Source organism: Veronia nyctiphanis (assembly GCF_004116385.1).
Taxonomy (GTDB): Bacteria; Pseudomonadota; Gammaproteobacteria; order Enterobacterales; family Vibrionaceae; genus Veronia; species Veronia nyctiphanis.
On record NZ_PEIB01000015.1, the window covers coordinates 12,927 to 27,450 of the forward strand.

Annotated in this window: 15 protein-coding genes and 2 pseudogenes; 11 read left to right on the forward strand and 6 right to left on the reverse strand. The window is 43.3% G+C overall.

The annotated features are described in order from the left end of the window. Nucleotides 1-98: 98 nt before the first annotated feature. From CS022_RS24885 to CS022_RS25370, 7 genes are all read left to right on the forward strand, one after another. Complete coding sequence (locus CS022_RS24885; RefSeq protein ID WP_161569626.1) at nucleotides 99-251, forward strand: hypothetical protein; 153 nt, start codon at nucleotides 99-101, stop codon at nucleotides 249-251. 79 nt (nucleotides 252-330) lie between these two features. Next, nucleotides 331-495, forward strand: a complete 165-nt coding sequence (locus CS022_RS24890) for a hypothetical protein (protein ID WP_161569627.1) — start codon at nucleotides 331-333, stop codon at nucleotides 493-495. An 803-nt stretch (nucleotides 496-1,298) separates the two neighbouring features. Then, nucleotides 1,299-1,994: a hypothetical protein gene (locus tag CS022_RS12990; protein WP_129122641.1), complete on the forward strand. Its 696-nt coding sequence runs from the start codon at nucleotides 1,299-1,301 to the stop codon at nucleotides 1,992-1,994. 18 nt (nucleotides 1,995-2,012) lie between these two features. Next, nucleotides 2,013-2,666: a hypothetical protein gene (locus tag CS022_RS12995; protein ID WP_145964515.1), complete on the forward strand. Its 654-nt coding sequence runs from the start codon at nucleotides 2,013-2,015 to the stop codon at nucleotides 2,664-2,666. A gap of 245 nt (nucleotides 2,667-2,911) precedes the next feature. Continuing rightward, entirely contained in the window at nucleotides 2,912-3,187 is a 276-nt protein-coding gene (locus tag CS022_RS25360) for a hypothetical protein (protein ID WP_201746275.1), read from the forward strand. After that, nucleotides 3,175-3,681, forward strand: coding sequence for a DNA/RNA non-specific endonuclease (locus CS022_RS25365; protein WP_235869505.1), 507 nt, complete (start codon nucleotides 3,175-3,177; stop codon nucleotides 3,679-3,681). The genes CS022_RS25360 and CS022_RS25365 overlap by 13 nt, the downstream gene beginning before the upstream one ends. Further along, entirely contained in the window at nucleotides 3,611-4,168 is a 558-nt protein-coding gene (locus CS022_RS25370; RefSeq protein WP_201746276.1) for a lamin tail domain-containing protein, read from the forward strand. The genes CS022_RS25365 and CS022_RS25370 overlap by 71 nt, the downstream gene beginning before the upstream one ends. An 82-nt stretch (nucleotides 4,169-4,250) precedes the next feature. On the opposite strand, the gene CS022_RS13005 is transcribed toward CS022_RS25370, so the two are convergent. The 4 genes from CS022_RS13005 to CS022_RS13020 all read right to left on the reverse strand — a co-directional run bounded on the left by CS022_RS13005 (nucleotide 4,251) and on the right by CS022_RS13020 (nucleotide 6,716). Further along, entirely contained in the window at nucleotides 4,251-4,556 is a 306-nt protein-coding gene (locus CS022_RS13005) for a DUF2834 domain-containing protein (protein ID WP_129122643.1), read from the reverse strand. Between the two features lie 154 nt (nucleotides 4,557-4,710). Continuing rightward, nucleotides 4,711-5,121: a VOC family protein gene (locus tag CS022_RS13010; RefSeq protein WP_129122644.1), complete on the reverse strand. Its 411-nt coding sequence runs from the start codon at nucleotides 5,119-5,121 to the stop codon at nucleotides 4,711-4,713. Between the two features lie 25 nt (nucleotides 5,122-5,146). Beyond that, nucleotides 5,147-5,560 carry a GNAT family N-acetyltransferase gene (locus tag CS022_RS13015; RefSeq protein ID WP_129122645.1) on the reverse strand — a complete coding sequence of 138 codons (414 nt, stop codon included), beginning with the start codon at nucleotides 5,558-5,560 and terminating at the stop codon, nucleotides 5,147-5,149. A 436-nt stretch (nucleotides 5,561-5,996) separates the two neighbouring features. After that, complete coding sequence (locus tag CS022_RS13020; protein ID WP_235869492.1) at nucleotides 5,997-6,716, reverse strand: AraC family transcriptional regulator; 720 nt, start codon at nucleotides 6,714-6,716, stop codon at nucleotides 5,997-5,999. A 405-nt stretch (nucleotides 6,717-7,121) separates the two neighbouring features. Between CS022_RS13020 and CS022_RS13025 the strand changes: the two genes are divergently transcribed. Next, entirely contained in the window at nucleotides 7,122-7,703 is a 582-nt protein-coding gene (locus tag CS022_RS13025; protein WP_201746277.1) for a P-loop NTPase family protein, read from the forward strand. Here CS022_RS13025 and CS022_RS13030 read toward each other — a convergent pair. Together CS022_RS13030 and CS022_RS13035 are read right to left on the reverse strand one after the other, a co-directional pair. Further along, on the reverse strand, nucleotides 7,700-9,007 hold the full coding sequence (locus tag CS022_RS13030; RefSeq protein WP_129122648.1) for an MFS transporter: 1,308 nt from the start codon (nucleotides 9,005-9,007) through the stop codon (nucleotides 7,700-7,702). The two genes, CS022_RS13025 and CS022_RS13030, sit on opposite strands and share 4 nt — an antisense overlap. A 55-nt stretch (nucleotides 9,008-9,062) precedes the next feature. Further along, entirely contained in the window at nucleotides 9,063-9,755 is a 693-nt protein-coding gene (locus tag CS022_RS13035) for a hypothetical protein (protein ID WP_129122649.1), read from the reverse strand. Between the two features lie 1,225 nt (nucleotides 9,756-10,980). Here CS022_RS13035 and CS022_RS13040 point away from each other — a divergent pair. The 3 genes and pseudogenes from CS022_RS13040 (at nucleotide 10,981) to neuC (ending at nucleotide 14,520) form a co-directional block, all read left to right on the forward strand. Further along, a pseudogene (locus CS022_RS13040) lies at nucleotides 10,981-12,166 on the forward strand (UDP-N-acetylglucosamine 4,6-dehydratase). Nucleotides 12,167-12,177: 11 nt separating this feature from the next. After that, nucleotides 12,178-13,352 (forward strand): annotated as a pseudogene (locus CS022_RS13045) (LegC family aminotransferase). Between the two features lie 4 nt (nucleotides 13,353-13,356). Continuing rightward, the gene (gene neuC, locus CS022_RS13050; protein WP_129122650.1) at nucleotides 13,357-14,520 is read left to right on the forward strand and encodes a UDP-N-acetylglucosamine 2-epimerase; all 1,164 of its coding nucleotides are present in this window, start codon (nucleotides 13,357-13,359) and stop codon (nucleotides 14,518-14,520) included. Nucleotides 14,521-14,524 lie beyond the last annotated feature (4 nt).

Sequence of the window (14,524 nt, forward strand, 5' to 3'; positions counted from 1 at the left end):
ATAAGAAGGTAAGCAACCATGAGTGCACGAGATCAACCGGACTTTTCAAATCCGGTGCTAAGAAAAGTCATAAGAAGCGCAAGCCGTAGCTATGATTGATGGGAAAGGTAATGGTGATGGAGGCCCAAAAAAAAATTGAAGAAGAGAGGAAAAAGAAAAATGAAGAGCGATTAGAGTTAGTCATGAACAAACTAATGATAAATCGTACGATAAACTTTATTGAAAATATTTTAAAAAGAGAAAACAAATAGGAGGTTCTATGTTAGGTCCAGTTTCAATGATAATGAATGGGGTCTTGGGTATGGCACAACAGCGCAATCCGCGGGACAGATGGGAAAAATGATGGGTGACAATAAACAAGTTGAAGACGACAAAATGGATAAGGATAAAGCGCACGCGTTAAATAGTAACATGAGAGATTTTATACAAAAAGAACATGAGGATACGCTTGAGAAACTCGCTGCCACAGGGCAGGCAAGAAAAAGATACCTATAGTAGATTGCTAATATTAAAGGAATGTTTTATGGCCTTAAGAAGTATTACGCCCATTAATCACATTGCGAGTAACTTGAACAGCCAAGTGATGAATAAAATGCTGGACCAAAATAATGATCGGGTAGGTAAAATCCAACAAAGTAATTATGAAGTGGAACGTAGTAAAATGGCTTTCAATCACATGCATGCGAGAAATAGTATTGTTAGAAGCTATATCGCCGATACTCATGAGAACAGATTAAAACATTGTCAGGAAATGTCTAATTCTCACAAAAGATACTTATGAACTTTTAATTAAAGTGACTAGGGTAAGAAATGGATAATAAATCTTTTGTCATAAAAGAATTTCTCTCTCATTGCTACAGTGCAATATCTGGTTTCAATGATTTAGAATCTATCACATGTTCTAAGAGGGTAGCTGAGAGTATTAAGTCAGAAATAAATAAGACACATAAAGACCTGTCAAAGTTTTTAAGCAGTCATGGGAATAATAACGTTGATGGCCAAGCGCTTATTAGAGACTTACTATATCTTATTCGTCTCCAAAATAAGGATGTTAGGATAAAATTAATCTCTAAACTTGCTCTCCAGTTATCAATGATATCAGAGTCATATTACTATAAGGTTGAGCTAAAAGAACTGTCTGCGTCATTGAATCCGATGAACTGTAGTCCAAGCAGAGTAAAACATACTTATTCAGAAGAGCAAACGAGATACTCGTTTAGACAATATGATGTTAGGAGAGGTGGGCACCTTTGATTTGAAAGGTACAGAAAATTGTTCGATGTTTTGGGTATATAGATATGTTTAATCTTTTAGACGCTAAGCAGAAAAGAAATTTTGAATCTCAGTGGGCGAAGTTTTGGTACCGACCTTGGAAAAATGGACATAGTACTTGGAAGGAAGTGACTCACTCTGTCTTAGACAGCAATGGTATTACTGAAGCTTTGAATTATGAAATATTAATGAATGAGCTTGGAGTTTCTCCCTCAATTGAAAAAGAGCCTGACGATGTCATCGAGGCAATGATGATTGCGCTCGATAAAGATGAAGAAGCTATTTATCACGCATTAGTGTGCGGAATATTAACCAACGGATGCATGTCCTCGTTTTTGAGCGATGATCTCGTTGTTTGGTGTAGCCGGATCTACAATGCTCTGAATCTCAGCCAAATCAAAGTACACAATGAAATGATTGAGGTGCTGTTTCATCCGTCTTTTGTCCACGATAAAGAGGCACATAAATCGATTGCTGCCTATGCGGTGATGAATGTGACAGGTGAACACTCCGGCTTTTGGACACGATACAAACTGAGATTTGCGAAAGATCTGCACTTCCCGTCTGTCGAGGATAAGGTGTATGTTCAGAAGCTACATTACATCATTATGTGCGCACTTTATTTTGTGCAAGACGAAGTTGAATTCCAGTTTGTTGAAAGTGAAGACACATTAAATGTGCCATCAGACACTGAGTTGAGTAATGAAGCAACTTTCGCCTGATGTTGTCTCGCTGATGTTATGAAAATGCAAACTCAGTGGGCAGAGTTCTGGTATCGGCCCTGGAAGTATATGGACCAAAGTTGGCACGATGTGGTCGATGTTTCTGTGGTCGAAAGTCCCCTTAATGAGGCCGTTTTCTATGATGCAGTAATGAATGCGCTTCAGGTCCCGGTGTTGAAGGAAGCATCTATTAATAATGACCACTTCATTCAATTAGCTTTGTTAGATGAGCGCAAGCGATTAGCTGTACTCTCTTACATATCGGCAATTTTTAGTGGTGGGCGATTATCTGGAACCTTAAACGAAGCACAATGTTGTTGGTCGCGTTACGTCGGTAACATCAGCCCAAATATTTGCAATAATACGGCGCTTTTGAACTACATTGACGAAAACATTCTTCGGCGCGGAGGCGCACTCTATCTCAATGTATCTTTGATGGTAATAAGACGATGGAGTGAGAATATCGAAGGCTACTGGCCGAGGGTAAAGCTTCTGATGAACCGGGAAATTGATGTACCGGAGATTGCTTTAGATATTCCACATGACACACTTGATTATATCATGGCATGCGTAATGACAATGATTGAAGAGAAAAGCGAACCTGCAGTCAAAACATGCGAAGAGTACTCAGCAGATAACCACACTAACGACACGGTTTCGTCTAATACCTAAATGAATCTAGTTGCGTATCAATGAATGCCAACCGGTATTTAATGACCCCATAGTCGATAAAACTGACCGTATTTGACGATGTTTTATCTACCATCAACTTCGGCAATATCTCCCCCTACACGCAGGTTGTCCTGAAATCAAGACAAGGTATTAATCCTGTAAATTCCAGCAGTTGAGTGTGTAAAGCCGTTGACGGCAAACCCTTGCAACCGCATGTTATGGCACTATTTTTACGGGAGAACGATATGACATCTCAGGGTTACGATACGGATTTTTTACAGGGTGTTTCTATTCCGCTACCTACATTTTCTGCATCGTTGCAGGCTGATATTCTTTTCGATTCTAGGCTCCGTGACGGATATATTGCGGATTACCCGAATTTTTCATTGGTGATGAATAAAGCGGCGGAGAAACGCTCAGCGGCCTTTGTTGCCCTCAATATCGACCAGTCGAAGTTTAAAAATGTCAGGCGAATCGACAACTGGCGAACGGACAGCCGTGTTGGAGCATCAATCAATTAGATAACGCCTACTATGCCAATAACCCGCTAGACAGAGGTCACCTTGCCCGCCGTTCTACCGCAGCATGGGGGGATTCACGTTCAGACGCACAACGCGCATCAAACGAAACCTTTTATTTCACCAATGCAGCGTTGCAGTATGACACCTTGAATCAAGATGAATGGCTGAGCCTTGAAAATTGGGTGAAATCGTTAGATTTAGATAAAGACGGCAGAATAACCTCTTTTTCAGGCTGTATTTATGGTGGTGCAGACAGAACCGTGCAGCCATCAGGACGACAACTGGCGCTTGTACCCGCAGGGTTCTTCAAGGTCGTTTGCTTCATCAATAAACAGGATAAGCTTGAAGTTCGTGCCTTTATTCAGTACCAGGATCAAGCTGCCCTTGCCAGTAAGAATGCCTCTAAACGTGCCGGATACAACAATGAAGTGTATCAGCAGCCTGACGGAGATAGAAGAGCAAACCGGACTTATTTTTGCCAGCCACTTATATGATGCCAATCCGCTTCTGTTTTTAGAGCCCGAGCCTAACAATGCAGAGAATATTGTTACGACCCCGGAGCGTATTGAAGTTGCCCAGCCCAAGGACATCGTCAATACAGGTGATCGTCGTGAGTCGGTTAGAGATGATGATTTCGATATTCATATCGCGGCAGCATTGGTGAACCCAGAGGGTACCGACAGAGGAAATGAATGGGTATCGGTGATTAATCTCGGGAATGATGAAATCGATATATCTGGCTGGTACTTGTCAGACAATAGCGGGATAAAGGAGCCATTAGCGCAAGGAAAACGTCATTTGTTACCCGGAGAGAGTATTGTTGCCCGTCAGTTGTCTAAGATACGGTTATCGAATCGAGGTGACGTAATTAAACTCTATACCGCCAACGATGAGCGGGTTGATTGGGTGCAGTACAACAAGGGAAGGGTAAAGCCGGGTGAAGCCGTGAAATTCCTGCGGACTGAAGACGGCATGCTTTAACCTTAATAAGGTAATGAAATCGACGAAAACCGTGCTCGTGAGAATAGAAAACAGAGAGACGCAGTGAGTGCCTGCGTCTCTTTTATTCTTCTTCAATTGCGTAGAGGTAGGCAGGGAGTGCACAACTTAGACCTACCGTGACATTAAGGGCAATAAATATCCAAGGTTTTGGGCCGTTTTCCTTTTGCTGTTTTACAAACATGAAAACCCAGAACACAGCGGACGAAACCAGTAGATCAGCCACAAAACCACCGGCAGCATCATTAGGGAAAAGCATGCTCAGAAATAGTGGTATATCAATACCGTACTCACCCATAAAATCCCAAAAGAAAAGGTATGGCACGACTGCACCAATAATGGCCAATCCGAGATAGACATTTTTCAACATTTCACTCCTTTGACGTTATCACTCCATTCATGTGTTCAATGCAAATGCATCAACACGTCAATGAGTAACCTTATGCATATTGAGGATGTAATGCTGTCAATTAGCTAAGACTAATTTTAATAGCAAGGAATGAGTGCGTGACCTACATAGAGAGCTAGCCCAAGTCGTGCGCGAGGTGCAGGCAGACTTCAACTTTTATTCGGTCGGGGTCTTCGAAATACACAGCATAATGTTCTCTCCCGCCAGCGTAAGGATGTTTATCTGGGTAAAGTATTTTGACGCCTCGCGAGGAAAGTTCGTGTGTAAGTGCGTCAATATCAGCTATTGACGATGCACGAAAAGCAAGATGATTAAGCCCTGTTTTCTGCCGATGATAGCCGCAGTCGAGATATTTATCGGTTGTCTGAACAAATACAAGGTAGGTGCCCGCCAATTCAAAACTGAATCCGTGCTCCCATTTCTGGTAGAGGGTATAACCTAGTCTTTCGAGAAGCCATGACCAGAAGTCGCGAGATCTCGCAAGGTTGGACACGTTGATCTCAATATGACTAAGAAAACCAGACATCAAACTCGCGCCTTACCTGAGGTATTCATAGCGCTTTGGTCATAAAATATTTACAGCCTGACTCTGGGTAGTTCTCTTGTACCCATTGTACTTCGTAGCCATGTTTCCGGTAAAAAGGCATTGCCTGAAAGTTAAGGGTATCTAGCAGACACATTTCACAGCTGCGTAATTTTCCAGCCTCTTCGATCTTTTGCAATACCTTACTTCCAACATTTTTGCCCCTCAGGCTGTCATCAACCCAAAGGTTGTCCAGCAGTAGCCATTTACCGAATGAGCGCGCAGCTGCACCCGCAATAATGTTTCCCTGAGCGTCTTTTAGCTGAACGGCGAGAGGGTGTCGTTCTTTTACTTCCCAGTGCTCAAGGTTAAATTTATCAATTTTGTTTTCCAGAAAATCAACGAGTGATTGCGGTGGGTTACTGAGAACTTCAATGTCCATACTGACGGCATCTCTGTTGAGTGGTTACATTAGTTGCGATAGTAAGAGGAAATGATAGGCAGTTCGAGCGAAGTATTTATAGGTTGCGACAGGCGGCGAAAAAGGCAGTAAAGCGAGCACATACATAAAAAAATATGAATGAGAAATTAGCCAAAGTTTTTGCTATGAGGAAAAAGGTCAGTCTTCTAGGGTCAGCTCGAAAATGACTGCTCACTCCCTTCGTCAATTCGATAACCAACCCCGGGGTACTAGGATTGTTCTCACTTAACGAAGAAAGTGAGCAGAAACGCTAGTGTCTAGCGCTGATATATACGATGTCTTTGTCTGGAATTATGTTAAACCTTTGACCACTCAATCGTAATACAACTCGCGCATTGGGAACAAAGTCAAAGTCGTCAATTAAATGGTAAATATCGAACCGATTAAAGTATTTATTTCACTCGCAAGCCGGCCCATAGGTTTTCAAGTACTGCTGCCTGAACGCATGGGGCGTGTTACCGGTTAATTTCTTGAAGTATTTTATAAAGTTACTTTGATCATCAAAGTTGAAATCATATGCCAGCTCTTTGGATGTGACTTGAGTGAGTGCTAGCCTGCGTTTCATTTCAATGACGGTATAGGCGTCTATCATTTGTTTTGCTGATAATTCCGTCGATTTTTTAACGACTTGATTCAGTGTCTTGTAGGTGGTCGATAACTGCTCCGCATACCAGTTTGCATCTCGACTTACATTGCAGTTTTTCTCCAGCAGTGAGGAAAAACGAGAAAAAATGCGTCGTTGTGATGCTGTCAGAGAGGCAGCGTCATACTGATGTTCGAACCTTTTATGAAAGAGAGTTAATGCTGAGAACAGATACATGACGATAAGAGGGTCGCTGTTTTTTGCCTTTAACTCCGCGTCGATTTGAGACAGCAAAACGAGAAAGCGGGAAAGGTCGTTATGGTTTAACTGTAAGCTCGGTGTGTGGTTACTGACTAAATGTAACGGAGAGAACTCAGGTAACCGCATATTGGTCATAACGTTCTCAATATACGCTTGCGTAAAAACTAAAGCTTTACCTGTAGGCATTGATGCGAAATCAAACGCGTTAACTTGCCCTTTCTGCAGGCTGATCACCGTTCCTTGACGAAAAGGTATGTTAGCGAAATCAATCATGTGGTTACCTTCGCCGCCCTCAAAAAAAATCAATGAGAAAAACGAGATTCGATGAGGTTGACTCGGACAATGCTCCACTGCCTCCCGTAATCTGAGATCAGTGAGATCAACGACTTCTATTTCTTCCCGAAGTGAAGGGATGTGACGAAAATTGAGTTGCGGTATGGGCATAAATGGGTGTTGAACATCTGTAAGTACCGTAATGATATCTTAGTCAGAGCGTTGAATTGTGTATTGTAAATGTACCTTTAACCGGATTTCTTTGACTCGGGGGTGAACAGAAAGGTCTCGAGCAACAATGCGATCATTTGTTCATCATGAGTCGCAATTCCATTGGTATGATGTTGTTAGATCGAAAGAAATAGATAATCTCCTCCGCCCCATTTATATCAGGAGAGCATCGACGTGAAGAAAATCAATGTGGTCGGCGTGAGTGGAAGCGGTAAGTCTTTTTTCTCGAAGGAGCTTGCCGAAAAGCTGGATGCATCTTATCTGGAGATGGATGCGATTTTCTGGAAGCCCAATTGGGAGGAGTCGAAAGACGACGAGTTTTTTGCAAACCTCAGCGCTGCAATTTCCATTGATTCCTGGGTGTTGGACGGTAATTACAACCGTACGAGATCGGTAAAATGGAAGGATGTCGATACGGTTGTTTGGATTGACTACTCATTTCCGAGAACCGTATTTCAGGCAATTAAACGGGCGTTAACACGTGTGATGTCTCGTAAAGAAATATGGGCCGGAACTGGCAATAAAGAGTCATTGAAAAAGCTGTTCAGCAAGCACTCCATCGTTTTGTGGACGTTAAAAAATTATTATAAAGTCCGGCGTCGCTACGAGGCTGATTTGGCGTCAAGCGAGTATGCGCATATCCGCTTTGTGCGAATTCAAAATCATCGCCAGGCGAGAGAGTTTTTGGCTTCAGTCGATGTGAGTCAATCAGGCTCCACTGTATCGAAGCCTGATTTTGAAAGTAAACAGATTTAAGATTGTACCTGTACTGTTCGCTGTTTTATTCCTTTGCTAATGAGCAGCAGACTTACACTGATTCCTAAAATACCGGCAACTAAAAAAGCAGTTTGGTTGTCGTAACTCTCCGAAACATAGCCAAAGAAAGCCGCCCCAACAGGGAGAGATAAGCCCGTTATCAATGAGACAGCAGATAACACTCTACCCATCAGTTCATCAGGTATTTCGAGTTGAATCGCTGTTGATATGCTGGTGTTCACCGCTGTGGTTGCGGCTGTCTTTAGTGTCATTACGAAGAAAAGCAAATACAGATTTGGGCTGAAATACAGGGAGGCAATAGTAATTGCACTGAGCAGAAGGCCCAATTGAATTTGTAGGAAGTAACCCAGTTTTGAAATGAGCGATTTTAAAAAAGACAAACCCAGCACTAACCCCATTATTCCAGTCAGACCATTCCAAAAACCGATGCTTTCTGTCGTGAACTGATATTGACTGACTAAAAAATAGACAAGCAATGCGCTCGGCGCAGACGCGATAAATTTTTGTACCACCCACAGTAACGATAGCTTTAAAACTGCGTTGCCTTTTGGATCGCTGCTGGCTACCCATATAAACCCGTCCAACGATGAACGAATGAGGTCGTTTATTGTTTTTTGCTTGGCACTGAGGCCCAGCCTGTCGCCTCTAATCATTGATACGGCAATAAAAGTCGCAAGAAATGACAAAATATCAATCACTAAACCCAGCCCCAAACCCCATACTGCAATACATATGCCTGCGAGAACCGGCGTGAGAATTCCAATGCTTGAAATCAGATACTGTTGAATGATTTTTGCATCCTGGAGGTTGTCTTTCCCTACTAGGGTCCTGATTGCCGACGACTTCGTGATGTAAGACAGGGTACCAAGCAGAGAGGTGATTGCGATACAAAGGTATATGTGCAGAATCTGTAACTTACCGAGAAAATATAGCGCAGCCATAACAGAGAGAGACAACATCGCTGCAGCCTCACAAAAGAGAATAATAGGCTTCCTTCTGAACGCATCAGATATAGAGCCGGAAAAAATAGATAATATGACAGGCCCCAGTGTCGCAATTGAAACCGCCAACGCAATATCCTGAGCACCTCCACCAAGATGAAGAATCAAGAAAGGAATGGTGATCATCGAAAATTGATTGCCGACGACCGACATAGCGGTACCAACGATAAAGAGTCTAAAACTTTTGTCACTAAGAAGGTGAAGTGACTCTGAGGAGATGAACTTACTTTTTGTGAAAAAAGGCATAATCAACACAGCGATTTTAAATGCGGAGTTTAGCATGCTTAAAAACGACGTTTTCTAAAGTGAGTTGCTGTTACGACGGGAATCAAAATATCTATCTGGCAAGTGCGGGTGTGATGGGTTTCAGAGGTAAAGAACTAAAAAAGCACCCGTTTACAGGGTGCTCTAGACGGACTTTCATTTTGCCTACACGCTGTTTAGTACTGCCTGTGTGGGTTGTGATAGCATAGTAGTTGAACATTTGCTGGATATACTTCCAGTACATGATCTGAATATAAATATTGATATTCACGGTATTTCCGTACCCTCCTCCATGATGCCCGTTACCTGCACTATCAGGTTTAAAGCCAGGAGCACCTTGAGGGCCACCAGTATTGAAATAATGGAGTCTTCGTTTCAGTACCTTCAGTTTCCATTCAGTTCTGTCTTCATAAACTTCGAGCTCTTTCAAACGCTCTTTAAGTTGCTTTTCCTGATGCTGAGTAAGATGCTCATTGCTCAGTTTGTGTTTAACATTCTTAATCTTGCGTTTAAGGTTGTGAAGCCTCTGCGTCTGATGTTCGAACTTCTCTCTGGTCATGTGTTGATCAAAGTGAAGTGCCTTATCTCGATAGAAAAGCCTGAACTTATCAAATTGTGGGTGATCGGCTGTTACAAACGGTTCTTTCCCAAACTGGGAGTTGGCACTGATGCCATAGTGCCCGTGATGATTGTGATCATTGTAGGAATTATACCCCCTTTGATCTGCAATTCTAGGAGGTCCTGCTGCATGTACTGGTGCTGTCATTTTTTGTCCCCTTAAGACGATTAGAATTTTTACACTGCGTCATCTTCCCAACTGTACTAGTGCGAAGTTTGCGCAAGCGATGGGTGCAGTGAAAACAAGTTGTTTCATTTTCATACGCCATTCTTTATGTGACGCTGGTTGGTGCTTGGTTCCTCAAAGCACGCAAAAAGGGACTGAATTTGTTCATTTTAATATGAACTGGTGGCGCATAAGCACCACCGTAGTTTAGTTTTTAAACGCCCTTATACGCTTGTTTTGCTTCAAGGAAATCTTTTCTGCAGCTCAAAACGTCGATTCTGACTTCGTTTCTGTCTTGCATCAGTTCTAAATGTTCCAAACGTTTCTCGCGCTTATCATTGGAAGGCTTGCACTTTATCTTTTCGATACGGTCGGCAAGTTTTTCCTTCCTTTGTTCGTTTCGGCAGAGCCTGTTGTTCGTGCCTGCTAAACCGAAGTGCTTCGCTTTTTGCTTATAGAATTTCTTATATGCTTTACGGTCGTTTTTTGCGCCATAACAGCCCTCGTCATACTTGCTGCTCGCACTGATTCCGTTATGGCAGAGTGGTCAGTATGATTTGGTTTTCCATGATTACCGTTCGTTGGATTTGACGGACAGCAAACATATACAGGTGCTGATGCACATCGTGAGACTGGTGATACCATTTTTGTTTCCCCTAAATAAAATAATTTTCAATGTTTTATTCCTTTTGAAGGCAAAAATTTAATGTGTAGTCTTACGATGTCTTTGTTGGCCAAAGCCTGTGTAGGCGCTCAGCCGTTCTATTTTTATAATTCCTATATAAGTGAAGTTGAATAGATATTAGTTCCATATAATTTTATATATCAATTCTTTCAATGACTTACATGAAAATTATGGTTAAACTACTTTTGTTGATTGTATGTTGAAGTGACTTTGTTTAGACCTTAAGGAGAGGGCATTAGTCGCTTTTGGCAGGTATACTGCGGTGAAAGATATATAGCCTCTACCATTGTTATGACAAACCAGCCAAATTTCATGCAGTGCTACCTCAGTTTCTGCAGCTTGGTATGATTGCTTGCCATTGCCCATTTTTGCTCAAATAGTGTGCATGGTCCGAAAAATGGCAGATAACTTTGCGCTAAACCCGCCTCCATTCGGATTAGGTATTACAGTAAAACATGGACTTAACGATAATGGTCATTCAGCGACGTAAGATGATGTCTTATCTAGAGACTAAGGAACACCATGTCTAATATTCTCTCCTTGATCGGCCGCGACAAGGCGTTGTTCACTGACGATCTTGCTTCTCACGCTACCTTGTTAGAACAAGAGGTGGCGGGCTCCGGTTTTGGTGCTGGGCGGTGCAGGCTCGATCGGCCAGGCGGTGACCAAAGAAATCTTTAAACGTCACCCCCGTAAATTGCATGTGGTGGATATTAGTGAAAATAACTTGGTTGAACTCGTCAGAGATATTCGTAGTTCTTATGGATATATAGAAGGCGATTTTAAAACCTTCGCATTGGATATTGGTTCGCTAGAGTATGATGCCTTTATTCATGCAGATGGAGAGTATGACTATGTGCTCAATTTGTCAGCATTGAAGCATGTCAGAAGTGAAAAAGACCCTTACACATTGATGAGAATGATTGATGTAAATATCTTCAATACAGATAAAACACTCAGACAATCAATAGAGAAAGGCGTTAAAAAATACTTTTGTGTCTCAACAGACAAAGCGGCTAACCCGGTAAATATGATGGGTGCATCGAAGCGAATCATGGAAATGTTTCTGCTTCGTCGGAGTGAACAAATAAAAATATCCACGGCGAGATTCGCCAATGTCGCTTTTTCAGACGGCTCTCTGCTACACAGCTTTAATCAACGTATACAGAAACAGCAGCCTATTGTTGCCCCGAGTGATATAAAACGTTACTTCGTTACGCCACAAGAATCAGGTGAATTGTGTTTAATGTCGTGTATTTTCGGTGATAACCGCGATATTTTCTTCCCTAAACTCAGTGATAGTCTTCATCTCATTTCTTTTTCTGATATCGCCATTAAGTATCTTCGACAGCAAGGTTACGAGGTATTTGAGTGCGAAAACGAAGAGCAAGCAAGACAACGTGCTTCTGAGCAGGTTGATGGCGTTTGGCCTTGCTTGTTTACCCTCAGTGACACAACGGGTGAGAAGGACTTCGAGGAATTCTATACCGACAATGAAACGCTTGATATGGCGAGATTTGATAACCTCGGTATCATTAAAAACGAAGCAGGATATGACTCTGAAAAACTCGAACATTTTGAGCAAAAAATTCGTGGGTTCAAGGTAGAAAAGTGCTGGTCAAAAGCCGACCTTGTTGCGCTGTTTCACGACATGATCCCTGACTTTGGCCATAAGGAAACGGGGAAGTATCTTGATGGGAAAATGTAGGGGATGGCGATATGACACCAAATAACCTCGTTGAATTCATTCGTGATGCCTATCAAACGACAGACTTTATTCCGCTGCATGCGCCGCAGTTTGCGGGGAATGAAAAACAGTACGTTAACGAAACCCTCGATAGCACGTTTGTGTCCAGCGTTGGTCAGTTTGTTAGTGAGTTTGAAAAGCGTGTCGTCAATTACACGGGCTCTACAGCAGCCGTTGCCACGGTAAATGGCACGGCGGCATTACATACGGCGCTTTACCTCGCGGGTGTTCAACGCGGTGATATGGTGATCACACAGGCGCTGACATTCGTGGCAACCTGCAACGTGATTTACCATTTGGGTGCGGAGCCGGTTTTTGTTGATGTATCCCCTGTCAGTTTGAGTCTGTGTCCGCACGCTCTCGAGAGTTTTCTCTCGGCACACGCCGATTTGGATGATAATGGTCGTTGTGTTCACCATAAAACAGGGCAGGTGATCCGTGCCGTAATGCCAATGCACACCTTTGGTCATCCCGCACAGTTAGATGAAATTCAGGCGGTATGTGAAAAATGGGGAATTGTGCTGGTCGAGGATGCCGCCGAAAGTCTTGGTTCTTTCTATAAGGGCCGCCACACAGGCACCATAGGCGAGTATGGCGCATTAAGCTTCAATGGCAACAAGATTATCACCACAGGCGGAGGTGGTATGATGCTATGCCGCTCTGAGGAGGCAGGTGAACGAGCCAGACATCTGACAACGACGGCAAAAGTCTCCCATCCTTATGAGTTTTTCCATGATGAGGTGGGCTTTAATTACCGGATGCCGAATTTGAATGCGGCATTAGGGTGTGGGCAAATAGAAATGCTGGATGACTTTGTCTGGCGAAAACGTCGGCTCGCCATGGCTTACGAGGCCTTTTTTAATCATTCCGAATATACCTTCATCTCAGAGCCTGATTATGCGCAATCTAACTATTGGCTGAATGCCATTCTCTGCCTGATATTGATTGCCGGGATCACCTGCTGAGAGAGACGAATCAAGCGGGAGTGATGACCCGCCCTGTGTGGCAATTGATGCACAAATTGCCCATGTTCTCCGGCGCGCATCGGGGTGACCTTTTACATTCAGAATTTGTTGAAGCAAGACTGGTCAACTTACCCAGTTCACCCGTTAGTTTGGAATCGCACCCAGAATCCGTGAGGAGCTGAAAGGATGTCGAAAGACATAAAAAAGGTGGCTGTCTTTACTGGCACCCGCGCTGAATACGGCCTTTTATACTGGCTGATGAAAGACATTGAAAAGGACAACGCACTCGAGCTTCAGGTTTTAGTGACCGGGTCCCATCTCTCTCCTGAGTTCGGCGAGACATACCGTCAAATCGAAAAAGACGGTTTTCACATTGACGAAAAAGTCGAAATGTTGCTTTCCTCCGACACACAAGTCGGTACAGCCAAAAGCATCGGGCTTGGCATGATAGGCTTTGCCGATGCGCTGGCTCGTATGCAGCCTGATGTATTGGTGATTTTGGGTGATCGGTTTGAAGCCTTAGCGGCAGCACAGACGGCGTATGTGATGCAAATTCCTGTCGTTCATCTTCACGGCGGCGAGATCACTGAAGGTGCCAATGACGAGGCATTTCGCCATGCCATCAGTAAATTCAGCTACCTACACGGAACATCGACAGAAGCGCACCGCGAGCGCGTTATTCAGCTTGGTGAAAGCCCTGAGCGCGTCAAGAATGTTGGAGCCATGGGGTTAGACCACCTTGAACGCTCATCCTTTATGACTCGAAAAGCGTTGAGTGAATCACTGAATTTCGACCTCAATGACCCTTATTTTATTGCGACCTATCATCCTGTGACCTTGGCTACTGAAGACCCAGAAGAAACATTTACCGCCTTATTGGATGCTTTAGAGCAATACCCGCAATACAAGGTCATTCTCACTTACCCCAATGCCGACGAAGGTGGAAGAAAAGTCATTCCTTTATTGGAAGCCTTTGCCGCAAAACATCAAGACCGTATTTACGCAATACCTTCTCTCGGCGTTCAGCGTTACTTGAGTGCTGTGAAGCATGCGGATGCTGTTATTGGCAATTCATCAAGCGGCATTATTGAAGTGCCTTCTTTTTCCGTGCCGACGGTAAATATAGGCAGCCGTCAGCAGGGAAGAACCGCTGCAAATTCGGTTTTCCACTGTACGCCTGATAAGGCATCAATATTGCAGGCTATTGAGGAGGCGGCAAATTGGTTCCGTCAACATCAGGGGATGCCTGCTGATAACCCTTATGGAAAGGGCAACGCGAGTCAACAAGTGATTCAAATGATTAAGTCAATGAGTTACAACCCTGTCAAAACATTCTACGACGTAAAGTGAGTCT

Excerpts from the sequence above, each read along its gene's own strand:
- CS022_RS13005 (WP_129122643.1), bottom strand. The coding sequence starts at position 4,556 with ATGTTGAAAAATGTCTATCTCGGATTGGCCATTATTGGTGCAGTCGTG.
- CS022_RS25370 (WP_201746276.1), top strand. The coding sequence starts at position 3,611 with ATGAAGTGTATCAGCAGCCTGACGGAGATAGAAGAGCAAACCGGACTT.
- CS022_RS25360 (WP_201746275.1), top strand. The coding sequence starts at position 2,912 with ATGACATCTCAGGGTTACGATACGGATTTTTTACAGGGTGTTTCTATT.
- CS022_RS13035 (WP_129122649.1), bottom strand. The coding sequence starts at position 9,755 with ATGACAGCACCAGTACATGCAGCAGGACCTCCTAGAATTGCAGATCAA.
- CS022_RS13010 (WP_129122644.1), bottom strand. The coding sequence starts at position 5,121 with ATGTCTGGTTTTCTTAGTCATATTGAGATCAACGTGTCCAACCTTGCG.
- CS022_RS12995 (WP_145964515.1), top strand. The coding sequence starts at position 2,013 with ATGAAAATGCAAACTCAGTGGGCAGAGTTCTGGTATCGGCCCTGGAAG.
- CS022_RS13030 (WP_129122648.1), bottom strand. The coding sequence starts at position 9,007 with ATGCTAAACTCCGCATTTAAAATCGCTGTGTTGATTATGCCTTTTTTC.
- CS022_RS13020 (WP_235869492.1), bottom strand. The coding sequence starts at position 6,716 with ATGATTGATTTCGCTAACATACCTTTTCGTCAAGGAACGGTGATCAGC.
- CS022_RS24885 (WP_161569626.1), top strand. The coding sequence starts at position 99 with ATGGGAAAGGTAATGGTGATGGAGGCCCAAAAAAAAATTGAAGAAGAG.
- neuC (WP_129122650.1), top strand. The coding sequence starts at position 13,357 with ATGTCGAAAGACATAAAAAAGGTGGCTGTCTTTACTGGCACCCGCGCT.
- CS022_RS12990 (WP_129122641.1), top strand. The coding sequence starts at position 1,299 with ATGTTTAATCTTTTAGACGCTAAGCAGAAAAGAAATTTTGAATCTCAG.
- CS022_RS13015 (WP_129122645.1), bottom strand. The coding sequence starts at position 5,560 with ATGGACATTGAAGTTCTCAGTAACCCACCGCAATCACTCGTTGATTTT.
- CS022_RS24890 (WP_161569627.1), top strand. The coding sequence starts at position 331 with ATGGGAAAAATGATGGGTGACAATAAACAAGTTGAAGACGACAAAATG.